Source organism: Streptomyces sp. AHA2, from assembly GCF_036857595.1.
In the GTDB taxonomy this organism is placed as follows: domain Bacteria; phylum Actinomycetota; class Actinomycetes; order Streptomycetales; family Streptomycetaceae; genus Streptomyces.
On record NZ_JAUQWJ010000001.1, the window covers coordinates 503,673 to 526,106 of the forward strand.

The 22,434-nt window shown below is 75.3% G+C and carries 21 protein-coding genes; 14 read left to right on the forward strand and 7 right to left on the reverse strand.

Features of this window, described 5'->3' with window-relative positions; all coding sequences use genetic code 11:
- Position 1 precedes the first annotated feature (1 nt).
- The 3 genes from Q5694_RS02410 to Q5694_RS02420 all read right to left on the reverse strand — a co-directional run bounded on the left by Q5694_RS02410 (position 2) and on the right by Q5694_RS02420 (position 3,146).
- Positions 2 to 1,507 carry a metallophosphoesterase family protein gene (locus tag Q5694_RS02410; RefSeq protein WP_333930265.1) on the reverse strand — a complete coding sequence of 502 codons (1,506 nt, stop codon included), beginning with the start codon at positions 1,505 to 1,507 and terminating at the stop codon, positions 2 to 4.
- A 70-nt stretch (positions 1,508 to 1,577) separates the two neighbouring features.
- Positions 1,578 to 2,333, reverse strand: coding sequence for a dienelactone hydrolase family protein (locus tag Q5694_RS02415; protein WP_333930266.1), 756 nt, complete (start codon positions 2,331 to 2,333; stop codon positions 1,578 to 1,580).
- 192 nt (positions 2,334 to 2,525) lie between these two features.
- The gene (locus Q5694_RS02420) at positions 2,526 to 3,146 is read right to left on the reverse strand and encodes an L-threonylcarbamoyladenylate synthase (RefSeq protein WP_333930267.1); all 621 of its coding nucleotides are present in this window, start codon (positions 3,144 to 3,146) and stop codon (positions 2,526 to 2,528) included.
- Between the two features lie 162 nt (positions 3,147 to 3,308).
- On the opposite strand from Q5694_RS02420, the gene Q5694_RS02425 reads away from it, so the two are divergent.
- On the forward strand, positions 3,309 to 4,796 hold the full coding sequence (locus Q5694_RS02425) for a helix-turn-helix domain-containing protein (protein WP_333930268.1): 1,488 nt from the start codon (positions 3,309 to 3,311) through the stop codon (positions 4,794 to 4,796).
- A 989-nt stretch (positions 4,797 to 5,785) separates the two neighbouring features.
- On the forward strand, positions 5,786 to 6,022 hold the full coding sequence (locus Q5694_RS02430) for a hypothetical protein (RefSeq protein WP_333930269.1): 237 nt from the start codon (positions 5,786 to 5,788) through the stop codon (positions 6,020 to 6,022).
- A 65-nt stretch (positions 6,023 to 6,087) separates the two neighbouring features.
- Here Q5694_RS02430 and Q5694_RS02435 read toward each other — a convergent pair whose 3' ends face one another.
- Both Q5694_RS02435 and Q5694_RS02440 read right to left on the reverse strand, forming a co-directional pair.
- Positions 6,088 to 6,567, reverse strand: a complete 480-nt coding sequence (locus Q5694_RS02435; protein WP_333930270.1) for a hypothetical protein — start codon at positions 6,565 to 6,567, stop codon at positions 6,088 to 6,090.
- 82 nt (positions 6,568 to 6,649) lie between these two features.
- Entirely contained in the window at positions 6,650 to 7,261 is a 612-nt protein-coding gene (locus Q5694_RS02440) for a hypothetical protein (protein ID WP_333930271.1), read from the reverse strand.
- 291 nt (positions 7,262 to 7,552) lie between these two features.
- On the opposite strand from Q5694_RS02440, the gene Q5694_RS02445 reads away from it, so the two are divergent.
- Positions 7,553 to 9,211, forward strand: coding sequence for a catalase (locus tag Q5694_RS02445; RefSeq protein ID WP_333930272.1), 1,659 nt, complete (start codon positions 7,553 to 7,555; stop codon positions 9,209 to 9,211).
- A gap of 4 nt (positions 9,212 to 9,215) precedes the next feature.
- On the opposite strand, the gene Q5694_RS02450 is transcribed toward Q5694_RS02445, so the two are convergent.
- Complete coding sequence (locus Q5694_RS02450; RefSeq protein ID WP_333930273.1) at positions 9,216 to 10,070, reverse strand: fructosamine kinase family protein; 855 nt, start codon at positions 10,068 to 10,070, stop codon at positions 9,216 to 9,218.
- A gap of 215 nt (positions 10,071 to 10,285) precedes the next feature.
- On the opposite strand from Q5694_RS02450, the gene Q5694_RS02455 reads away from it, so the two are divergent.
- Positions 10,286 to 10,609 (forward strand): hypothetical protein, encoded by a 324-nt coding sequence (locus Q5694_RS02455; protein ID WP_333930274.1) that lies wholly within the window; start codon positions 10,286 to 10,288, stop codon positions 10,607 to 10,609.
- A gap of 21 nt (positions 10,610 to 10,630) precedes the next feature.
- Here the strand turns inward: Q5694_RS02455 and Q5694_RS02460 are convergent, their stop codons facing one another.
- The gene (locus Q5694_RS02460) at positions 10,631 to 11,257 is read right to left on the reverse strand and encodes a hypothetical protein (RefSeq protein ID WP_333930565.1); all 627 of its coding nucleotides are present in this window, start codon (positions 11,255 to 11,257) and stop codon (positions 10,631 to 10,633) included.
- 249 nt (positions 11,258 to 11,506) lie between these two features.
- Here Q5694_RS02460 and Q5694_RS02465 point away from each other — a divergent pair, with 249 nt between their 5' ends.
- The 10 genes from Q5694_RS02465 to rfaE2 all read left to right on the forward strand — a co-directional run bounded on the left by Q5694_RS02465 (position 11,507) and on the right by rfaE2 (position 22,224).
- Positions 11,507 to 12,034, forward strand: a complete 528-nt coding sequence (locus Q5694_RS02465; protein WP_333930275.1) for a hypothetical protein — start codon at positions 11,507 to 11,509, stop codon at positions 12,032 to 12,034.
- 304 nt (positions 12,035 to 12,338) lie between these two features.
- On the forward strand, positions 12,339 to 13,304 hold the full coding sequence (locus tag Q5694_RS02470) for an NAD-dependent epimerase/dehydratase family protein (protein WP_333930276.1): 966 nt from the start codon (positions 12,339 to 12,341) through the stop codon (positions 13,302 to 13,304).
- 101 nt (positions 13,305 to 13,405) lie between these two features.
- Positions 13,406 to 15,082, forward strand: coding sequence for a carbamoyltransferase family protein (locus Q5694_RS02475; RefSeq protein ID WP_333930277.1), 1,677 nt, complete (start codon positions 13,406 to 13,408; stop codon positions 15,080 to 15,082).
- On the forward strand, positions 15,079 to 16,152 hold the full coding sequence (locus tag Q5694_RS02480; RefSeq protein WP_333930278.1) for a glycosyltransferase family 2 protein: 1,074 nt from the start codon (positions 15,079 to 15,081) through the stop codon (positions 16,150 to 16,152). Before Q5694_RS02475 ends, Q5694_RS02480 begins: the two co-directional genes overlap by 4 nt.
- Positions 16,149 to 16,802 (forward strand): D-glycero-alpha-D-manno-heptose-1,7-bisphosphate 7-phosphatase, encoded by a 654-nt coding sequence (locus tag Q5694_RS02485; RefSeq protein WP_443040795.1) that lies wholly within the window; start codon positions 16,149 to 16,151, stop codon positions 16,800 to 16,802. The genes Q5694_RS02480 and Q5694_RS02485 overlap by 4 nt, the downstream gene beginning before the upstream one ends.
- On the forward strand, positions 16,799 to 17,872 hold the full coding sequence (locus Q5694_RS02490; RefSeq protein ID WP_333930279.1) for a glycosyltransferase family 9 protein: 1,074 nt from the start codon (positions 16,799 to 16,801) through the stop codon (positions 17,870 to 17,872). The genes Q5694_RS02485 and Q5694_RS02490 overlap by 4 nt, the downstream gene beginning before the upstream one ends.
- Positions 17,869 to 18,834, forward strand: a complete 966-nt coding sequence (locus Q5694_RS02495) for a glycosyltransferase (RefSeq protein ID WP_333930280.1) — start codon at positions 17,869 to 17,871, stop codon at positions 18,832 to 18,834. Before Q5694_RS02490 ends, Q5694_RS02495 begins: the two co-directional genes overlap by 4 nt.
- On the forward strand, positions 18,831 to 20,108 hold the full coding sequence (locus Q5694_RS02500) for a glycosyltransferase (RefSeq protein ID WP_333930281.1): 1,278 nt from the start codon (positions 18,831 to 18,833) through the stop codon (positions 20,106 to 20,108). The genes Q5694_RS02495 and Q5694_RS02500 overlap by 4 nt, the downstream gene beginning before the upstream one ends.
- A gap of 77 nt (positions 20,109 to 20,185) precedes the next feature.
- Complete coding sequence (locus Q5694_RS02505; protein WP_333930282.1) at positions 20,186 to 20,821, forward strand: D-sedoheptulose-7-phosphate isomerase; 636 nt, start codon at positions 20,186 to 20,188, stop codon at positions 20,819 to 20,821.
- Positions 20,818 to 22,224, forward strand: coding sequence for a D-glycero-beta-D-manno-heptose 1-phosphate adenylyltransferase (rfaE2, locus tag Q5694_RS02510; RefSeq protein ID WP_333930283.1), 1,407 nt, complete (start codon positions 20,818 to 20,820; stop codon positions 22,222 to 22,224). Before Q5694_RS02505 ends, rfaE2 begins: the two co-directional genes overlap by 4 nt.
- Positions 22,225 to 22,434 lie beyond the last annotated feature (210 nt).

The following is a 22,434-nucleotide window of genomic DNA, read 5'->3' on the forward strand; positions in this document are numbered from 1 at the left end:
ATCAGCGCAGCGGGATCGTCACCTCGTCCTCGACCGGCGGGTCGAGTTCCTGGGCCCGGTTGCCGGTCGCCGCGTAGCAGCGCAGGCGGACCGCCTCGGGGGAGACGTCCAGGCGCAGGAAGCACTTGAAGAACGGCGGGCTGTACGTCGCGGAACTCGGCGAGAACAACGACGTGTAGATCTTGCGCACCGGCAGCCGGAACCGCCTGGCCCGGTCGGGGCGGCGGCCGGTGCCGAGCAGCCCGGCGACCAGCCGGACGCGCCGGGTCACCTCGGCCGAGGCTCCCGGTGCGCGCGTGGGCGGGATGCCGAGGCGTTCGGCGATCACGGCCTTCGCCTCGGCCTCGGTGAGGGTGAAGAAGCGCGGCAGGCGCAACCGCCGGCCGTAGAGCCTGCTGTAGAAGGCCAGGGAGTCGCCGCGCAGCGGGTAGCAGCGGAAGTCCCGCTCGGTGACGCCGGCGACGTCGACGCGGGGAATGGTGTGGGTGGCGTGCATGAACGCCCCGCCGCCGCCCGCGACGACGTACTGCAGAATGCGGCCGTCCTCCAGGCGGACCGGGTAGCGCTGGTAGTTGTGGATGTCGCCGCCGATCGCCGCGACGTAGTGGTGCTCCGGGTCGCGGACGATGTCGTCGACGGTGCCGCCTCCCTCGACGGCGCACGGCTCGCACCGTCCGTCGACGTACAGCGGCGAACCGGTGACCAGGATCTTCGGGCGGGGATCGCGGGAGACCTCGCGCAACCAGGCGCCCTGCTCGGCGTCCAGGGTGCCGAGCAGGCCGGTGTCGATGCCGACGATCCGCACCGGCCCGGCGTCGATGGCCCAGTACGGGCCGGGCTGGACGGCCTGCTGGGCGGGATCGGAACGCAACGTCCGTGCCTGGTCCAGCTGCCGGCCGGTGCCGGGGCGCGGCCGGTGCCAGAGCAGGGAGCGCAGCCAGGCGCGGGTCGGCGGACGCGGCCGGGGCTCGGGCGGCAGGGCGGGGGCGTCGCCGCAGAAGACCCGCATGAAGCCGTCGAGGTCCTCGTACCAGTCGTGGTTGCCGGGTATCGCGTAGATCGGCGCCGGATAGTCCCGGTAGGGGCGGAAGAACTTCGGGCCGTAGTCGTCCGCGCTGCCCACCGGGTAGACCACGTCACTGGCCAGGACGGCGAAGCGGGTGTCCTGACCGGCTTTCAGCATGCCGGGCACGACGGCGTACTGGGGGTCGTCGCCCTCCCCGGTGTCGCCGACGACCAGGAAGGAGAAGCGGTCCGGGTCGTCGCGCCGGATCACCTTGTCGGCCGGGGCGCCGGCGGCGGCCCGCTGCGCCGCCCAGCGACTGCGGGTGCGGCCGGTGGGGTCGCCGAGCCAGGAGGCCAGGACGCCGTTGCGGGCGACCCACAGCATCCTCGGGTCCAGCCAGGAGATCTTCTCCGTCTTCGGCGGCATCAGCTGCTGGTACGCGCCCCGTTCGGCGCTGCCCCAGCCGGCGCCCTCGGCGGTATCGCGTGAGGAGTCGGACACCGGTGCACCGTAACAACCCCACGGGCTGCGGGAGATGAGCGGGTCGCGGCTCCCGCGACACAGGCCGGGGTCAGAACGTGCGCTTGAGCAGGTCCAGCAGCGCCGACCAGTGCCGCTCGTCGCCCTCCCGGTGGTACGCCGCCGTGTCGGCCTGCGTGAATCCGTGGGGTGCGCCCGCGTACACCTCGCACCGGTGCCGGACGCCGGCTTCGGTCAGGGCCTGCTCCAGACGGTCGATCTGCTCCGGCGGCAGGGAGGGGTCCTGGTCGGCGTGGCCGAAGTACAGCTCGGCGGTGATGTCGCCGGCCACCAGGTGGGGGCTGTCGGGCTTGTCCGTCGCCAGCCGTCCGCCGTGGAAACCGGCCGCGGCCGCCACCCGCTCGGGGTGGGTACCGGCGGTGAGCAGGGACAGGCGGGCACCCATGCAGTAGCCGGTCAGGGCGACCGGGCCGTCCGCCACCGCGGGCGAGTCGGCCAGCCACCGCAGGTAGGCGCCGGCGTCCCGCACGGCCCGCTCGTTGGTCAGGGCCCGCATGACGGGCATGATTCGCTGGAACGTCCCCGGCCGCGCCTGCGGGTCGATGAAGTCGGGCAGGTCGAACAGCGGGGCGCGGCCCGCCCGGTAGAACAGGTTGGGCACCAGCACCGCGTACCCCTCGGCCGCCAGCCGGTCGGCCATGGAGCGCAGCTGCGGGCGCAGGCCGAAGGCGTCCATGAAGAAAAGGACCCCGGGGTGGGCGGCCCCGTCGCCGGGCCGGGCCAGATAGGCGTCGGCGGTGCCGTCCCCGGTGGGGATGTCGACGGCGGTTCCCTGCACGGAGGTCATGGCTCAGCTGCCTTTCTACGGGGGTGGCGGGGCCGGGACCCGTCCGCGTCACCGGGCGGACCGTGATCACAGAGGCCCCCAGCCGACATCTGGGTTGGCTGAGGAGTCCACGCATCGTGGCACGCGCCGATCCGGGGCATCTCGCCCGCCCCCGCCACAGGATCGAACCGTGAACGGCCTTTAACCCACGCTTTACTCGAACCGCGAGGGGTCACCCGCCCCGTACCGCACGATCTCCGCCTCCCCGCCGGAGAAGTCGACGACCGTGGTCGGCTCGGTGCCGCAGTCACCGGAGTCGACGACCCCGTCGAGCACGTGGTCGAGCAGGTCCTTGATCTCCCAGCCCTGCGTCAGCGGCTCCTCCTCGCCGGGCAGCAGCAGGGTGCTCGACAGCAGCGGCTCACCGAGCTCGGCGAGCAGCGCCTGGGTGACGACGTGGTCGGGAATGCGCACGCCCACCGTCTTCTTCTTGGGGTGCTGCAGCATCCGCGGCACCTCCCTCGTCGCGGGCAGGATGAACGTGTAGCTGCCCGGCGTGGACGCCTTGATCGCGCGGAACACGTCGTTGTCGATCCGCACGAACTGCCCGAGCTGCGCGAAGTCCTGGCACACCAGCGTGAAGTGGTGGCGGTCGTCCAGCTTGCGGATCGAGCGGATCCGTTCGATGCCGTCGCGGCTGCCCAGCCGGCAGCCCAATGCGTAACAGGAGTCCGTGGGGTAGGCGACAAGGGCGTCCGCGCGGATGCTGTCGGCGATCTGGCCGATGGTGCGCGGCTGGGGGTTGTCGGGGTGCACGTCGTAGTACTTCGCCATCCGCCGAGCTTATGCCGCGCGGCGGGGCCGGTGCGGCAGGGGCTGCCGCCGGGCCCGCGCAGGCCGGGCGCGGCAGCGGCGGGCAGGGCGGTCCGCCACCCGTCGGGTAACGTCCCCGGCCGGTGTGCCGGAAGGCGGCACGAGCAACGAGGGGAGGGCCGGGTGGCCGGCCGTGAGGACGGGAAAGGGCAGAAGGCGACCGGCGCCGACGGGGCGTGGGCGGCGGAACTCCTGGAACACCTGCGTCCGGCGGCGCGCGATGTGCGCAGGGTCGTCGCCTGGCTCTCCGGCACCGTGGACGCCGCCGTCGCCCTGCAGGACGACGCCGGGAACCTGATCGCCGGCGACCGGCTGCCGCTCGACGACGGTCTCGTCGCGGACATCACCACCGGCCGGATCGCGTCCGCCGCCTGGGAGAGCCGGGAGCGGCATCTGCGCCTGGTCAGGGTGGAGCAGGCCACCCGGTCGTACGTCCTGGCCGTCTCCCGCGCTGCGCCCTTCGACCGGCGGGCCGCCGACGCCGTCACGCACACCGCCCAGGTGATCGGCCTGCTGCTGACCGCGCACGGGTCGGCCGCGGCCGGGCAACGGCTGCGGCGGGCCACCGCCGACCTGCGCCTGGCGATCCTGCAGCTGCTCATGGTGGAGGACACCGTCGCCGCCCGACGCGTCGCCGCCGGCCTGTGGCCGGGACTGCTCGACGCCGACACGGCGTGCGTCTACGTCGTGGAGTCCGCGCCCTGCGCGCGCGACCGGATCGCCCGGGAATGCCTGGACCGCACCCGGGACGACGCCCTCGTCGTGCGCTGCCCCGCCATGTCCGGCCACGTCATCGTCGTCAGCCCGAGGGACGCCACCGCCGGCGCGTTGCGGTCCCTGGTCGCCGGGCACCGGGACCTCTTCCTCGGCTCCAGCGTCCGCCAGAGCCTGGCCCGGACCGCCACCGCCTACGGCCAGGCCGTCAGCGCCCTGGCCGTGGCGCACTTCCGGCCGGACAGGACGGCCGTCTACGCCGAGCGCACCCATCCCGAACGCCTGATGGACCCCGCACTGCTGCGCGGCTGGACGGCCCGGGCGTTGCGCCCGCTGGACACCCTGCCGCACCACACCCGAGCCGAGCTGCTGGCCACCACCCGGCTGGGCCTGGAGTTCACCGCCGTCAACGCGGCCAAGGTCCTCGGCGTCAGCCGCAACACGGTCCGCGCCCGCATGGAACGGGTCGAGACCCTGCTCGGCGCGGACCTCACCGGCCTCGTGGCCCGGGCAGTCGTCCACCTGGCGGTCAACACGCAGATCGGCCTGCCCGGCAGCCGCCCGGCCGGCGGCACCCGGGACGGCGGAACGCTGCTCGCCGAGCTGCTGGCCGGTTCGGCCCTGCGCACCTGGGCGCAGGACCTGCTCGGACGCCTGGACGCCGACGCCCGCAACCCGCGCCGCACGCTGCGCACCTGGATCGCCGCGGGCGGCAACGCCGAGCGGGCCGCCCAGGCGCTCGGCATGCACGCGCAGACCGTGCGCGAGCACGTCCGCAGCGCGGAACCGGTCCTGGAGCGCCGGCTGCTCGCGGCGGGCACCGATCTGTACGAGGTGGTCCTCGCCCACCTGGCCGTGGGCGATCTGGACCTGCCTGTCTTCGGGGCGCCCGCCTGAGCGGCTTGCCGGCCGGACGGCGAACGTGCCGGGGCGGTGCGGGACGAACCCGGGTGAACCGGGCGCCGCTGTGCACAGGTGAGTCCGACGGAGCGCGCAATGAGCACCGGCACGATTCACAAGGCCGTCGTCCGGCACGTAGGTTCGGGACACCGCGGGGGCACGACCGGAACGGGGGACCGGTCGCGCTCCCGCGAGGCGCGCACGCGCTCGGGCCGAGGCGGGGACCTCGGTCCGCCGGCCGCACCGGTATCTCCTGCCGGCCGAAGGCGATGAACGACGGCACCCGCCGCGGTTCCCCGGCGCCCCGGCGAGCCGCAGGCCGGGAAGCGGCCGGACGGAGCGGGCGGCGCGGACCCTGCCTCCATCCGGGGCCGGCGGGGCGCCGGTGCAGCGATGCACCCGATCCCGAACGGCACGTGGCCGTCGGCGGCCCGCGTGGCGTCGAAGACACGGGTGTTCCACCTCGGTGGTGAAGGTCCCCGCGGTGCCGTGCGGTTGGGCGCGCAACGCGGGCGTTGTCGCGCGCAGTGCGGCCGGTTGCCGCCGGGAGCGCAACGCCCCGTCGCCCAAGGCGAACGCGCGCAGCGTGCCGGGGGCGGGGCCGCCCACGGCCGGGTCCGGGTGTGCCGATCATGAAGTCGAGTCCAGGGAAGCCGGGCGGGGCGGAGGCGGCGATGCGCGGGCGGTGATGCGTGGATCAGCCGTCCGCCGCGCAGTACCCAACGTCATCGACCGGTCTCACACGGTGGGGTCCCGGTTTCGTTCCGGAAGCGATCGACGAGTGGACGCTTCCGTGACCGACGTCGCAAGCGCCGTGCGGAGAACGGGGGTTGATGTTCCGTGCCGGTCCGGCCCGGGTCGCGGCGGTCCGGCGGGGGAGATGACCGAAACATCACCCGAAGTCATGGCCGCGGGCTGTGTGCACCCCCGGCGGCCGGGTACCCGTCCGGCCTCGAAGAGTCCGCTCCAAGGAGAAGGAGGTCCGCATGACCAGCGAGTCGGAGACCGGCGGTGCGACCGGTACGCAGGACAAGGACTACAACCTGATCTGGTACGTCGAGGCGTGCCTGAGCAACGCCCTGCGGCTGGAGAGCTACATCCAGGACGCGGAGCGCGCCAAGGACACCGAGGTCGCGGATCTGTTCCGCAAGGCGCAGGCGGACAGCCGCAAGGGTGCCGAACTGGGCAAGCAGCTCCTGCGCAGCCGCCTGGCCGAAGGCTGAGCCGCGGCGCACGCGCAAGGCCCGGACCCCCCGACGGGTCCGGGCCTTCCCGCGCGCGGACGCGCCTAGTCCGCGTACACCCGGCCGTCCTTCACGACGTAGTGCGCGGGCTCGGAGCAGCCGAGGGACGGGGTGAGCAGCAGGCTGACCGACAGCGGCGCAGGCTCCGTGCCGGCGGTGGAGAACGCGCACACCGCGCCCTTGCCCGTCAGCGGGTACCAGAACCAGCCGTCGGCCTCGCCGACGGTCACGCGGTCCGACTCCTTCCAGGCGCCCCCGGACTGCCGGTAGACCTGCAGCCGCACGGACGCGGCGTACTCGTCCTGCGCCGAACGCAGTGCCGTCAGTGTGATCTTGTAGTCGGATCCGATGACGGACGAGGCGATCTGCTTCTGCTGTGCCTGTGCCTGCGCCTGTGCCTGTGCTTGTGGGGCGGCGGCGCCGGCGGTGGAGGCACCGGCACCGGCTGCGCCGAGAGCGGCGGCCATCAGGACGGTGAGGCCGACGGCGGTGCCGCGGCGTGGACGAATGCGGTCCGAGCTCATGTGTTCCCCCGTTGGAACGATTCCGGGCGGATGGGTCGTTCGGTGAGGAAGACACCGCCCACCGGCCGAAGGTTGTACGGGCTCAGAGTCCGAACACCCGGCTCACCCGCCCGGTGAGTTCGTCCTCCGTGGCCGTGAGGCCGACGGTGATCGCGGGCAGCCCCAGACGTGCGGTCTCCTTCCGCAGCCGGTCGGTGAACAGCGCGTCCCGCACGGCGAGGTTGTGTCTCGCCCGCTCCGGATCCCCGGTCCGCCCCGCGAAGTCACCGGCGGCGGCCCGCCTGCGGAACACCGCCCGGCGGAACTCCGGCGTCGGCAGCAGCCAGACGGCGTGCCCGGGCCCGGGGAGCAGCGGCTGCACCAGGTGCGGCAGCAGCCGGAAGCCCTCGACCAGGACGCCCCTGCCCGGAGGCAGGCGCAGCAGGTCCTCGACGATCAGGCCGAACGCCTCCCCCCGGAACCAGTGGAATGTCTCCAGCATGGTCTCCGGCGAGCGGTTCACCCACCGTTCGTCCATGTCCATGGCCATGAACCGGTGCAGCTCGGGTGCTTGTCCGGGAGCGCTGCGACGGGCGTGGTCCGTCATCACGTCGTCGGTGGCGTACAGGTGCCAGCCGTGGCGGGCGGCGAGCCGGCGGGCGATCGTGGACTTGCCCGCGCCGCTGCCGCCGCCGATCCAGTACACGTTCCGCATGCCGGGACCTCTCTCCCGTGGCCGCCGTCGGTCGTCCGCAGCCGGTGCCACGGCGGGCGCCGGCAGCCCACCCTCGCATCCACGGGTGCGGAACCACCGGGGCCACCGGGCTCCGATCCCGGTGCCCGCCCCGCCGACGGAGGCCCGCGAGCTGATCGATTCACTCGAAAAGAGGACGTGAGTGACCCGGGAGGTGCGGGTACCCGGCCCGTCCCGCCATGACCGGAGCCGGCGGCCGCCCCCGAGCGCGACCCGGCCGCCCCCGGTCACCAGCCGAAGGAGCCCACGCACATGACGGACGTATCCGGGACCGGCCCCGCACCGGGCGACGACCGCAAGGTACTGACCAACCGGCAGGGCCATCCGGTCTACGACAACCAGAACCAGCGCACCGTCGGCGCCCGCGGCCCGGCCACGCTGGAGAACTACCAGTTCCTCGAGAAGATCAGCCACTTCGACCGCGAGCGCATCCCCGAGCGGGTCGTCCACGCGCGTGGTGTCACCGCCTACGGCTACTTCGAGGCCTACGGCACGTGGGGCGACGAGCCGATCTCCCGCTACACCCGTGCCAAGCTCTTCCAGGAGCAGGGCAAGCGCACCGACCTCGCCGTCCGCTTCTCCACCGTCATCGGCGGACGCGACTCCTCCGAGGCCGCCCGCGACCCGCGTGGATTCGCGGTGAAGTTCTACACCGAGGACGGCAACTGGGACCTGGTCGGCAACAACCTCGGCGTCTTCTTCATCCGCGACGCCATCAAGTTCCCGGACGTCATCCACGCCCTCAAGCCCGACCCGGTGACCTTCGAGCAGCAGCCCCGGCGCATCTTCGATTTCATGTCGCAGACGCCCGAGTCCATGCACATGCTGGTCAACCTGTTCAGCCCGCGGGGCATCCCGGCCGACTACCGGCACATGCAGGGCTTCGGCGTCAACACCTACAAGTGGGTCAACGCCGAGGGCGAGACCAAGCTCGTCAAGTACCACTGGATGCCCAAGCAGGGTGTGCGCAGCATGACCGAGGAGGACGCGGCCAACGTCCAGGCGGAGTCCCTCGGCCACGCCACCAAGGACCTGTACGAGGCCGTCGAGCGCGGTGAGTACCCCGAGTGGGAACTGCTCGTCCAGATGATGGACGACCACGACCACCCCGAGCTCGACTTCGACCCGCTGGACGACACCAAGACCTGGCCCGAGCAGGAGTTCCCGCCCAAGGCGGTGGGCCGGATGGTGCTCGACCGCATGCCGAAGGACTTCTTCGCCGAGAACGAGCAGATCTCCTTCGGCACCGGAGTCCTCGTCGACGGGCTGGACTTCTCCGACGACAAGATGCTCGTCGGCCGGACCTTCTCCTACAGCGACACCCAGCGCTACCGGGTCGGCCCGAACTACCTCCAGCTGCCCGTCAACCAGGCCAAGAACGCCGAGGTGCGCACCAACCAGCGCGACGGGCAGATGGCCTACCACCAGGACGGCGGCGGTGAGAACCCGCACGTCAACTACGAGCCGTCGATCACCGGCGGCCTGCGCGAGGCGCAGTACCCGACCCACGACGAGCAGGGCCCCGAGATCGTCGGCCGGCTCACCCGCAAGCGCATCCCGCGCACCAACGACTACATGCAGGCCGGCCAGCGCTACCTGCTCATGGAGGACTGGGAGCGCGACGACCTGGTGAAGAACTTCGTCAACCTGCTGTCCCAGTGCGACCGCCCGGTGCAGGAGCGCATGGTCTGGCACTTCCTGCTGGTCGAGAACGACCTGGGCCTGCGGGTCGGCGAGGGACTGGGCATCGGCCCGGAGGACGTGGCGAACCTGGAGCCGCTGGCGAGCCAGGACCTCACCGACGAGGACCGCGAGCGCCTGTCCAACCTCGGCAAGAACCGGCCGCGTGACGTCGAGGGGCTGACGATGACCCACTGCGTGCCCGACGAGCGGCATGTCGTGACGCGCTGACCGGTCAGCCCGACAGGGCCGCACGGGCCGCGGACACGGCCCGCTCCGCGTAGCCCCGGCCGAACAGCACGGCGTGCACCAGCAGCGGGAACAGCTGGTGCACGCCGACGCGTCCGGCCCAGCCGTCGGCGAGCGGCGCCGCCTGCTGGTAGCCGGCCAGCACCGCTTCCCGATACGGGCAGCCGAACAGCCGCAGCATCGCCAGGTCGGTCTCACGGTGCCCGCCGTGCGCGGCCGGGTCGATCAGCCGGACGTGCCCGTCGGCCCCCCACAGCACGTTGCCGTTCCACAGGTCGCCGTGCAGCCGCGCGGGCGGCTCGGCGGGGCCCGCCAGCCCGGGCAGCCGCTCACACACCCGCTCCACGACGGCCGCCTCCCCGGGCCGGAGCGTGCCCTCGTCGACCGCCCGGCGCAGATAGGGCAGCACACGCCGCTCGGCGTACCAGCGGGGCCAGTCGGCGCCCGGCTCGTTGCGCATCGGGGCGAGCCCGATGAACGCCTCCGCGGGACCGCCCGGGGGCGGCGCGCCGAACGCCGGTGCCCCGGCGGCGTGCAGTGCGGCCAGCTCGCGTCCGAAGCGCACCGCCGCCTCCCGGGTCGGCGGCCCCTGTGCGACCAGGTCGACGACCAGCCACTCCGCCTCGTGCCCGTGCACCACCGGCACGCGCACGCCGCCCGCGTCGGCGAGCCAACGCAGCCCCGCCGCTTCGGCCCGGGCCGCGCGGGGGCTCGGCGCACGCTTCACGACGACCACGCGCCCGTCGTCGAGGGTGACCTCGGTGAGGTCCCCGGAAAGGGGCCGCTGCGCGCCGACGGCCCGGCCGGTGAGCCGGGCCACGACATCCGTCGGGGTGGTCATCCGTCTCCTCACCTGCTCTCTCGCGCTGCGTCCGGTGCGGCCCGAGGGCGCAACCCGGCGTACGGTCCCGCTTGCACCGCCGCAGACGGCCGCCGCAGCATCCGACTCGGCGGTCGTCGCGCAGCGCGGGACATTCGCCACGCACCGTCACGCGGGACGGTGAAAAGGCGCCCGGTGCCGACAGAGCCGGCCGCCGCCGGGGGAGCAGTGGCGTCATGACGAGTTCACCGTTCCAGCGCACCATCGCCCTGCCCGCCCCCGTGTGCGAACAGGCCGCCCAGTACCTGGAGCAGGCCGCTCAGCGGACCATCGACGGGGCCGCGGTCCCGCTGAAGGCGTTCCGCTCGGCGGCCGACAGCGACTTCATCCTGCCGCTGTCCGTGGTCGAGCAGGCGGCCGCCTGCCTGCTGGTCCTGGCGACCGAGACCGCCCAGAACGTCCCGTCCTCCGCGCTGCGCGCCACCATCAGCGTCGCCCTGCGGTTGCGCGACGCCGTCGAGCTGGCCCATCAGCCCGCGCTGAGCAGCCGCTACTGGTGATCCGGACACCGCCCGGGGTGTTCACGGGGCCGCTGCCGCCGCCCTCCCGCCGTCCGCCACGGCCACCCGCGTGGTGACCCGCACGAGGCAGGGACCCCGCGGCGTCGACCCCGGGCCGAACCGTACGGGCGGCTCCACGGGGGCGAGCGGGCCGAGGCTCGCCCCGTCGTAGACGGCGGTCGCCGAGGTGACCCGGTGCAGGTCCCGGGCGCCGTACCACTGGTGCCGCCCGGGCCGGACGCTGCCGTGGGTGCCGGCCCCCAGGAGCAGCCGGGCCGGCCGGTCCCACAGGGCGATCCACCCCGGGTGCGTGGCGAGCCCGGCGGGCACCGCGCGCAGCGCGAGGCCGGGCAGGCCCCGGCGGCCGGTGCTGAACCGCAGGTCGAGCGGCGGGGCGGTCACGCGCCAGTGCCGGTGACCGGTGATCCGTACGTCGACCGGCACCACCCGCACCTCGTCGAAGACGTACAGCCCGGCGATGAAGTCCGCCGTCTCCCGCGTGGGCGCCAGCAGCAGCCGCCGGCCGTCGGCCCGCTCGAACATCACGTCGCTGAACGGCCCGAACGGCGATCTCGCCCAGTGGCCGAGCACCGCCCGCGCCCCCGACGCCGTACCGATCCCCGCGATCCAGCCGTCGAAGCGCAGCATGCGCGGCGACGGCCGGTCGCGGCCCGCGGTTCCTCGACTGGACACGGCGGCCGGGTGCCCGCGCTCCGCCGCGCCGAAACGGGCCGCCCACCCGGTCGGCGGGGCGCCCGCACGGAGCGGGTTCCGTACGGCCCCCCCGGCTGTGGCCGAGGCCACACCCCCGACGAGGTCCGCGTCACGTCACGACGGGCGAGGCGGCCGCTACGGTCTACGACCAGTTCCCGCCCCCCTCGTTCGGACGGCCCGGCAGTGCACGCAGATCTCTCCCCCGTCATAGCGGCGACCACGCAGTGGCTGAGCCGCGCCTTCCCCGCCTGCGGCGGGGCTCTGGCCTCCGCGCTGTGCGAGGTGCAGGCCCGCCAGGCCGTCACGGTCGCGGCCTGGCTGAGGTACCCGACCGATACGGACGTCGCCCTGGTCGGCATCGCCGGCCCCGGCGGCTCCGCGCGGCTGGACTGGATCACCGGTGTCCACGCGGTCCCGGACGCCGAGGAGGACGCGCACGCCTGGCGGACCTGGGTGGACGAGGTCGTCGCCAGCTGGGCGGCCTGCCTGCTCGCCGACCCGGAGCTGGCGGGCCGGGCGGTCGCCGCGCTCGCCGACGGCATCCACACCGACGGCTCACCGGCGGAGTTCCGGCGGCTCGTCGCCCCCGACGCCGGCGACCGCGACGCCGCCGCGCTGCTGCGCCACCCGGACCTGGTCGCACCCGTGGCCGAACTGCACCGGGCGCAGCTGACCGACCGTCTCGCCCCGGGCCGCACCCTGATCGGCTGAGCCGTGCGCCGCCCGGCGCCGGCCGTGCCCCCGCCCGCCGCGTCCGCGAGGACATCGGCCCGCGGCGTGCCGAACCGGTGCTCCCGACTGGACCGCCACTCGCACCCGGCCACCCTGCGCCACCTGCGCCGACAGGGGAACCGCACCCCTGCTCACTCCGCGTGATTCACCGGTTTGCCGTAAGCGACCGTGCCGGACACGGACCGCCGACGGACGCTGGTCGCAGGCTCGACGGCCCGGGACCCCGCGGTTCCGGACGAGCGTCGCGCCGGGCAGTGCCGCCGCCGACGGAGGGAACCGACCCATGACGACCGCCTTCTCACGGAGCTGGAAGCACGCCGTCGTGACCGGCGGCGCCGGGTTCGTCGGCTCCCACCTGTGCACCGCCCTGCTGGACGCGGGTGCGGAGGTCACCTGCGTGGACGACTTCAGCACCGGCCGCCCCGAGAACATCACGCCGCTGCTCGAACGACCGGGCTTCACGCTCGTGCAGGCGAACGTCGCCGAGGGCCTGCGCATCAAGCGCCCGCCGGACCTCGTGCTGCACTTCGCCTCCCCGGCGTCCCCGGCGGACTACCTGCGGCTGCCGCTGCACACCATGGAGACCGGCAGCCTCGGCACCCGCAACGCCCTGGAGCTCGCGCACTCCTGCGAAGCCCGCTTCGTCCTCGCCTCGACCTCCGAGGTGTACGGCGACCCCCAGCAGAACCCGCAGGACGAGCGCTACTGGGGCAACGTCAACCCCGTGGGCCCGCGCAGCGTCTACGACGAGGCCAAGCGCTTCGGCGAGGCGCTGACCACCGCCCACGCCGAGACCCACGGCACCGACACCTGCATCGTGCGGCTGTTCAACACCTACGGCCCCCGGATGCGCGGTCACGACGGACGCGCCGTGCCGACGTTCGTGCGGCAGGCCCTGGCCGGCGAGCCCCTCACCGTGACCGGCGACGGCCGGCAGACCCGGTCGCTGTGCTTCGTCGACGACACCGTGCGCGGCATCCTCGCCGCGGCCGCCCACGGCATGCGGGGCCCGGTCAACATCGGCAACCCCGGCGAGATCACCATGCTCGACCTGGCGCGGCTGGTCGTCGAACTCGCCGGGTCCTCCTCGGAGATCCGTTACATCGAACGCCCGGTGGACGACCCGGCCGTGCGCTGCCCGGACATCACCCTGGCCCGCGACAAGCTGGGCTGGGAGCCGAAGGTACGCGCCGAGGAAGGACTGCGGCGCACCATCGCCTGGTTCCGCGAGCACGAAGCGGACGCCTGAGCCCGCCCGGGCGGCCCCTGCGGGCCCGCAGCCTCCGAGCCCGGGCAGCGCGCCGCCCCGCCGCCTCCGGATCCGTCCCGACCGCCGAAAGGCCGCCTGTCATGCGCATCCTCGGAATCAACGCCCTCTTCCACGACCCCGCCGCCGCCCTGGTGATCGACGGGCGGACCGTCGCCGCCGCGGAGGAGGAGCGGTTCTCCCGCCGCAAGCACGGCAAGCGACCCCTGCCGTTCTCCGCGTGGGAACTGCCCGAGAAGGCCGCCGCCTGGTGTCTGAAACGGGCCGGGCTGCGCCCGCAGGACCTCGACGCGGTCGCCTACTCCTTCGACCCCGAACTCGCCCGGCCGGCCGGAGAGATGGGCCTGGACGACCCCTGGGACCACCTGCGGCTGACCTACGCCCGCGAAGCCCCCGGCTTCCTGAGCACCGCGCTGCCCGGCCTCGACGCCGGCCGGGTCCGCTTCGTGCCGCACCACATGGCCCACGCCGCCTCCGGCGCCTTCGCCGCCCCCGACGCCGGCGACTCCTCCGTGCTGGTCCTCGACGGCCGCGGCGAGCGCGCCTCCCACCTGGCCGCACGCCGTGTGGGCGACCGGCTCGAAGCCCTGTACGCGCAGGACCTGCCGCACTCGCTCGGCCTGGTCTACGAGGAACTGACCGAACACCTCGGCTTCCTGCGCTCCTCCGACGAGTTCAAGGTGATGGCCCTGGCCTCGCACGGCAGGCCCCGCATGCTCGCCGAACTGCGCCGCCACGTCCATCCGACCGGAGACGGCGGCTTCCGCGCCACCGGCGTGCCCTGGCACGAGCTGTGCGCGCCCCGCGGCGCCGACGAGCCGTGGACTCAGGACCACGCCGACGTCGCCGCCAGCGCCCAGGCCGTCCTGGAGGAGACCCTGCTCGACCTGGTGCGCTGGCTGCACGGCCGGACCCACGACCGGGTGCTCACCCTGGCCGGCGGAGTCGCCCTGAACTGCGTCGCCAACTCCCGCATCGCCCGCGAGGGCCCCTTCTCCCGCGTGTGGGTGCAGCCCGCCGCCGGTGACGCCGGCACCGCCCTGGGCGGCGCCCTGCTGCTGTCCGCGCGCGAGGGGGACATGCCGGAGGCCATGACCGGCGCCGACCTCGGCCGGGACTGGTCCGACGCGGAACTCGGCGCCTGGCTGAAGACCGCGGCCGTCCCCTTCGAGCGCCCGGCGGACATCGCCGCCACCGTCGCCCGGGCCCTCGCCGACAACGGGATCGTCGCCTGGTTCCAGGGCCGCTCCGAGTACGGCCCGCGCGCCCTCGGCCACCGATCCCTGCTGGCCCACCCGGGGCACGCCGGGAACCTGGAACGGCTCAACGACGTGAAGGGACGCGAGCAGTTCCGGCCCGTCGCCCCGATGGTGCTGGCCGAGCGTGCCGCCGACATCTTCGACGGACCGCTGCCCAGCCCGTACATGCTGTTCGTGCACGACGTGGACCCGGCGTGGCGCGAGCGCATCCCGGCCGTCGTCCACGTCGACGGAACCGCCCGGATCCAGACCGTCGACCGGGAGCGCGAACCGCTCGTCGCCCGCATGCTCGAGGAGTTCGAGCGGCTCACCGGGCTGCCGGTCGTCGTCAACACCAGCCTGAACACGGCGGGCCGGCCCATGGTGGACGACCCGCGCGACGCGCTGGAGTGCTTCGGCTCCTCGCCCGTCGACCTGCTGGCGATCGGCCCGTACGCGATCCGCCGCGGCGACCTGTTCCGCACCGACTCCCGCAGTGACGACGCCGGAGGCCCGCGATGACCGACTCCGGCGCGCCGGCCCACGACGCCGCCTACGCCGTCGTGATCCCGACCCTGGGCAGGCCCAGCCTGGGCACGTGCCTGCACGCCCTCGCCGAGGCGACCGGGCCGGGGCCGGTACGGGTCGTCCTCGTCGACGACCGGCCCGACGCCTCCCGGGTGCCCCTCACCGCCGACGTCCCGCCGGCTCTGCGCTCGCGCACGATCGTCGTGCCCGGCGGGGCGCGCGGACCCGCCGCCGCACGCAACCTCGGCTGGCGCGCGGCGGGCGACGTGCCCTGGATCGTGTTCCTCGACGACGACGTCGTCCCGGGCCCCACCTGGGGCGACGACCTCACCCTCGACCTGGCCGCCGCCACCGGGCGGACCGCCGCGATCACCGCCCGCATCGAGGTGCCCCTGCCCCGCGACCGCCGTCCCACCGACTGGGAGCGCAACACCGCCGGCCTCGCCGGGGCCCGCTGGATCACCGCCGACATGGCCTACCGCCGGGAGGCCCTGGTCGCCGTCGGCGGCTTCGACGAGCGCTTCCGGCGCGCCTTCCGCGAGGACGCCGACCTGGCCCTGCGGGTGCTGGACGCGGGCTGGACCCTCACCACGGGCCGGCGCACCACCACCCATCCGGTGCGGCCCGCCGGGCGCTGGGTCTCCGTCCGCCTCCAGGCCGGCAACGCCGACGACGTGCTGATGACCCGGCTGCACGGCCGCCACTGGTGGCGCCGGGCCGGAGCGCCCCGCGGACGGCTGCCGCTGCACCTGGCCGTGACGGGGGCCGCCGTGACCGCACTCGGCTGCGCCCTGCTGGGCAGACACCGCGCGGCCGCGGTGTGCGCCGGGGCATGGCTGGCGGGCACCGCCGAGTTCACCCTCGCCCGCGTCCTGCCCGGCCCGGGCACCCGCGACGAGGTCCTCACCATGGCCGCGACCAGCGCGCTCGTGCCGCCCGCCGCGACCTGGCACTGGCTGCGCGGCCGGATCGAGCACCGCGACGCCGGTCCGCTCGTCCCGCCCGGCACCGGGGAGCCCGCGCCCGCGTCCCGCCCCGCGGCCAGGGAACGGCAGCGGTCGTGACCCGCACCGCCCGCCCCTGGCTGCTCACCTCCCCGCACGAGCCCCCCGTGCGGCGGCCCCGGCACGGCCCGGGCCTCCTCCCGGCGGCCGTCCTCTTCGACCGGGACGGCACGCTCGTCGCCGACGTCCCCTACAACGGCGACCCGGCCCGCGTCGCGCCGCTGCCGGGGGCACGGGAGGCCGTGGACGCCGTGCGGGCCGCCGGAGTGCCCGTCGGCGTCGTCACCAACCAGTCGGGAGTGGCCCGGGGGCTGCTGACCCGGCGTCAGGTGGAGGACGTGCGACGGCGCGTGGAGCAGGTGCTGGGGCCGTTCGCCGTCTGGGCCGTGTGCCCGCACGGCCCGGGGGAGGGCTGCGGCTGCCGCAAACCGGCCCCGGGCCTGATCCTGGCCGCGTGCCGCCACCTGGGCGTCCCCCCGGAACACACCGTCGTCGTCGGTGACATCGGCGCCGACGTGCGGGCCGCGCGGGCGGCGGGCGCCCGCGGGGTCCTGGTCCCCACGCCGGTCACCCTGGCCGAGGAGGTCGAGCAGGCCGCACACACGGCCCCGGACCTGCCGACCGCGGTGCGCCTCGTGCTGGACCCGGACGGCCCGCTCCACCGAGCGGCCGGTCACCTCGCGGGCCCGCCGGCCGAGGAGGCGCGATGACCCCCCTGTTCCCGCGCGACCGCCGGCCCCGCACCCTCGTGGTGCGCCTGGACAGTGCCGGGGACGTCCTGCTGGCGGGCCCCGCCGTGCGGGCCGTCGCCGCCGGATCGTCGTACACCGCGCTGCTGTGCGGGCCCCAGGGCGCGGCGGCCGGGCGGATGCTGCCGGGCGTCGACGACGTGCTGGTGCACGACGCCCCCTGGGTCGGGCTGGAACCGCCTGCGGTGAGCCGGACGGCGACCCGCGAGCTGATGCGGGCGCTCACCGCCGGCCGCTTCGACCGGGCCCTGGTGCTGGTGTCCTACCACCAGAGCCCCCTGCCGGTCGCCCTGCTGCTGAAGCTGGCCGGCGTCGGCTGGACCGGCGCGGACAGCGAGGACTACCCCGGGGCCCTGCTCGACCTCAGGCACCGCAGGCTGCCGCACCGTCACGAGGTGCTCGCCGCCCTGGACCTGGCGCACGCCGCCGGTTTCGCGCTGCCCGAGGGCGACGACGGCGCCCTCGCGGTGACGCCGCCGCCGCGCACGACCCACCTCACCGGGACGGAGCCGTACGTCGTCGTCCACCCGGGCGCCGCCGTGCCCGCCCGCGCCTGGACGCCCGGCCGGGCCGCGCAGGCCGTCGCCGCGCTGTCCGCCGCCGGGCACCGGGTGGTCGTCACCGGCGGACGCGCCGAACGCGAGCTGACCGCGCGGGTCGCGGGCCGGCACGCCCGGGACCTGGGCGGCGTCACCGACCTGCCGGAACTCGCCGGGGTGCTGGCCGGCGCGCTGGCGGTCGTGGCCGGCAACACCGGCCCGGCCCACCTCGCCGCGGCCGTGGGCACGCCCGTGGTCAGCCTCTTCGCGCCGGTCGTGCCGGCCGAACGGTGGGCTCCCTACGGCGTGCCGCACATCCTGCTCGGGGACCGGCGGGCCCCGTGCGCGGACACCCGGGCGCGGCACTGCCCCGTGCCCGGACACCCCTGTCTGGACGCGATCGGCGACGCCGAGGTGCTCGCGGCCGTCGCGGCCCTCACGGACCACCCCGCCGGCCAGGGAGAACAGACGGAGCGAGGAGCGACCGTATGAACATCCTGCTGTGGCACGTGCACGGTTCCTGGACGACCGCCTTCGTCCAGGGACCGCACACCTACCTCGTCCCCGTCACCCCGGGCCGCGACCCGGACGGGCTCGGACGGGCCCGGACCTTCTCCTGGCCCGCCTCCGTCCGCGAGGTCACCCCCGAGCAGCTCCGGGACACACCGGTCGATCTCGTGCTGCTGCAGCGCCCGCACGAGAGCGGGCTGGCCGAACGGTGGCTGGGCGGGCGGCGCCCCGGCCGGGACGTGCCCGCGGTGTACCTGGAGCACAACGCGCCCGACGGCGACGTGCCGGACACCCGCCACCCGTGCGCCGACCGCGCCGACCTGACCCTCGTGCACGTCACCCACTTCAACCGGCTGTTCTGGGACTGCGGCACCACCCGCACCGAGGTGATCGAGCACGGCATCGTCGACCCCGGCCACCGCTACACCGGCCGGCTCGCCCGCGCCGCCGTCGTCGTCAACGAACCCGTGCGGCGCGGCCGGTACACCGGCACCGACCTGCTGCCGGGACTGGCGCAGGCGGTGCCGATCGACGTGTTCGGCATGGGCACCGCGGACCTGGCGGCCCACCTCGGCCTGCCGCCCGAGCGGTGCAGCACCGCCGACCTGCCCCAGAGCGAACTGCACGCGGCCATCGCCGAACGCCGCATGTACCTGCACCCGGTGCGCTGGACCTCCCTCGGGCTGTCGCTGCTGGAGGCCATGCACCTCGGGATGCCCGTCCTGGCGCTCGCCACCACCGAGGCGGTCGAGGCCGTCCCGCCCGGTGCGGGCGCCCTGTCCACCCGTCCTGAGGTCCTGGCCCGCGCCGCCCGCCACTACCTGCACGAACCCGAGGCCGCGGCGGCGGACGGGGCCCGGGCCCGGCAGGCGGCCCTCGAACGCTACGGGCTCAAGCGCTTCCTGGCCGACTGGGAGCGACTGATCACGGAGGTGTGCTCATGACCCCGTCCCTCAGCCCCTTCCCCGCCGGGCCCCTCGGCGGTGACGGCCTCGATCCGGGCGCCCTCGCGATCGCCCTGGTCTCCGAGCACGCCAGCCCCCTCGCCGCGCTCGGCGGGGTCGACGCCGGAGGCCAGAACGTCCACGTGGCCAGCCTCGCGGGCGCCCTCGCCGACCGCGGCCACCTCGTCACCGTCTACACCCGCCGCGACGCGCCCGACCTGCCCGCCCGGGTGCGGCTGCGCGACGGCGTGGAGGTGCACCACGTGCCCGCCGGACCGGCGGAGGCCCTCCCGAAGGACGAACTGCTCCCGCACATGGACGCGTTCGGCCGCCACCTCGCCCGCAGCTGGCGCACCCGCGCCCCCGACCTGGTGCACTCCCACTACTGGATGTCGGGCCTCGCCGCGATGCACGCCGCCCGCGAGCACGGGCTGCCGCTGCTGCACACGTACCACGCCCTCGGCACGGTCAAGCGGCGGCACCAGCGGCTCGCCGACACCAGTCCGCCCGAGCGCATCCCGGGTGAGATCGAGATCGGGCTGGGCTGCGACCGGGTCGTCGCCACCTGCCGCGACGAGGTGCACGAACTGGCCCGCATGGGGGTGCCCCCGCACAAGGTCACCGTCGTGCCGTGCGGCGTCGACACCGAACGGTTCACCCCCAAGGGCCCGGCCGTGCCCCGCGGACCGTACCCGTACCGGCTGCTGCAACTGGGCCGGCTCGTGCCGCGCAAGGGCGCCGCGGTGACCGTCGCCGCACTCGCCCGGCTCCCGGAGACCGAGCTGGTCGTCATCGGCGGCCCGCCGGCGGACCGTCTCGACGACGACCCGGAGGTGCGGCGGCTGCGCGGCATCGCCCGGGACGCCGGGGTCGCCGACCGGGTCCGCTTCGTCGGCGCCGTCTCCAGCCAGGACGTCCCGGCACTGCTGCGCTCGGCCGACGTGGTGGTGTGCCCCGCCGACTACGAGCCGTTCGGCATCGTCCCGCTGGAGGCCATGGCCTGCGGCGTACCCGTCGTGGCCAGCGCGGTCGGCGGCCAGCTGGACACCGTCGCCGACCCGGCGACGGGCCGGCTGGTGCCGCCCCGCGACCCCGAGGCCCTGGCCCGCGCCGTCGCCGGGCTGCTGGCCGACCCGGCGGGCCGTGCCGCCTGCGGGGCGGCCGGCCGCCGCCGGGTCCTCAGCCGCTTCAGCTGGGGCCAGGTCGCCGCGGCGACCGAGGCCGCCTACTGCGCGGTCCTCGACACCGAGTCCGCCGCCACCGGCGCCGGCTGACCCCCGCCCGACCCGCCTACCGCCCGAAGGAGGTGTGGGTCCTCCGCCGTCACCGCACGGCGGTGCGCCCGATCCGCATGAGCGAATCCCCCGCACAGTCCGGCCTCGACGCCGCCCGCCTGCACTGCCGGTCGCTGGAGGAGGCCCTCGGCCGGTTCCGCCGGGACGGCCTGGACCGCGTCGCCGACTGGGGCGCCCGGCTCGCCGACGTCCTCGGCGGCGGCGGCCGGCTGCTCGCCGCGGGCAACGGCGGCAGCGCCGCCCAGGCCCAGCACCTCACCGCCGAGCTCGTCGGCCGTTACCGCCGCGAACGCCGCGCCTACTCGGCCATCTCCCTGCACGCCGAGACCTCCAGCATGACCGCCATCGGCAACGACTACGGCTTCGACCAGGTCTACGCCCGCCAGGTCGCCGCGCACGGCCGTCCCGGCGACGTCCTGATGCTGCTGTCCACCTCCGGCCGCAGCGCCAACCTCCTCGCCGCCGCCGTGACCGCCCGCCAGGCCGGTCTGCGCGTGTGGGCCCTCACCGGCCCGGGCCCCAACCCGCTGGCGGAGGCCGCCGACGAGGCGCTGTGCGTCGACGCCGCCAGCAGCGCCAACGTCCAGGAGACGCACCTGGTCGCCGTCCACCTGCTGTGCGAGTGCTTCGACACGGCCGTGTCGGCGCCCCTGGCCCGGCGCACCGTCCTCACCCGCGGGAGCACCTCATGACCGGCCCGAAACCCCTCGCCGTCGTCGGTGACGTCCTCCTCGACGAGGACATCGAGGGCGTCGCGACCCGCCTCGCCCCGGACGCCCCCGCCCCCGTCGTCGACGTCACCGGCGACCGTCGCCACCCCGGCGGCGCGGGACTGGCCGCGGCGCTGGCCGCGCGCGGCGGCCGGGACGTGGTTCTGGTGACCGCCCTCGGCGACGACGAGGCCAGCGAGGCGGTACGGCGCGACCTGCGCGACCGGGTCCGGCTGCTGGAGATCCCGCTGAACGGCACCCTGCCGGTCAAGACCCGCGTCCTCGCGGACGGCCGCCCCGTCGTCCGCATCGACCGCGGCGGCGGCATCCCCGGCGAACCCGGCGACGCGGTCCGCGAGGCGCTCGCGAACGCCCGCGCCGTCCTGGTCGCCGACTACGGCCGCCGCACCGCGGGCGCCCTGCGCCCGCTCCTGGAGGACGTCGCGCGCCGCACGCCCCTGGTGTGGGACCCGCACCCCAAGGGCGACCCGCCGGTGCCCGGAGCACGGCTGGTCACCCCCAACGCGGCGGAGGCACGGGCCCTGCACCCCGGCTCCGGTGAGACGTCCCTGGGCGCCTACGCCGAGCGCGGGGCCCACCTGGCCGAGTTGTGGCGCGCCGCCGGTGTCGCCGTCACCCTCGGCGAACGCGGTGTCCTGCTCACCCGGCCCGGCTCGGCCACGCCGATGCTCGTCCCCGTGCCCTACCGGGCCGACGGCGACCCGTGCGGGGCGGGCGACTGCTTCGCGGCGACGACGGCGGCGGCCCTCGCCGACGGACTGCTTCCGGAGGAGGCCCTGCAACGGGCCGTCGCCGAGGCGGCCGCGTTCGTCGCCGCGGGCGGGGCGGGCAACCCCGACCTGTGGCGCACCGAGCCGGTGCCCGGTCCCGCCGGCGACCCGGCGTCGGACGCGTTCGCCCTCGCGGAGAGCGTCCGCGCCCGCGGCGGCACCGTCGTCGCCACCGGCGGCTGCTTCGACCTGGTGCACGCCGGTCACGTGGGGCTGCTGGAGAGCGCCCGGCGCATCGGCGACTGCCTCATCGTGTGCCTGAACTCCGACGCGTCCGTCGCCCGCCGCAAGGGCCCGGGCCGTCCGCTCAACCCGGCGGCCGACCGGGCCCGGGTCCTGGCGGCGCTCGGCAGCGTGGACGCCGTCGCGGTGTTCGAGGAGGACACCCCCGAGGCCGTCCTGGCCCGGCTGCGGCCCGACGTCTGGGTCAAGGGCGGCGACTACTCCGTCCAGGACCTCCCCGAGGCGGAGGTCCTGCGCACCTGGGGCGGCCAGGCGGTGGTCCTGCCCTACCTGGACGGCCGCTCCACGACCCTCCTGGCCCGCAGGGCGGCCAAGGCCGCCAAGGCCGCCCTGCGCCCGTCCGGGTCCTAACCGGCACGGCTGCCGTGCGGACGCGCCCGGAACGGCGCGCCGCCCCGCGGGCCCGGCGTGCCGGCCCGGGCGGGGTCAGCGGGCGCGCCGGCGGACGAGCCGGGGGAGGAGGGCTCACGAGCCCGGCTGGACTCGCTCAGCCGCACCCTCGCCCTGCCCGCCCGGGCCGATCGAGCCGGCCCGGGGCACGGCAGGCCGGTGCCGGGCCGG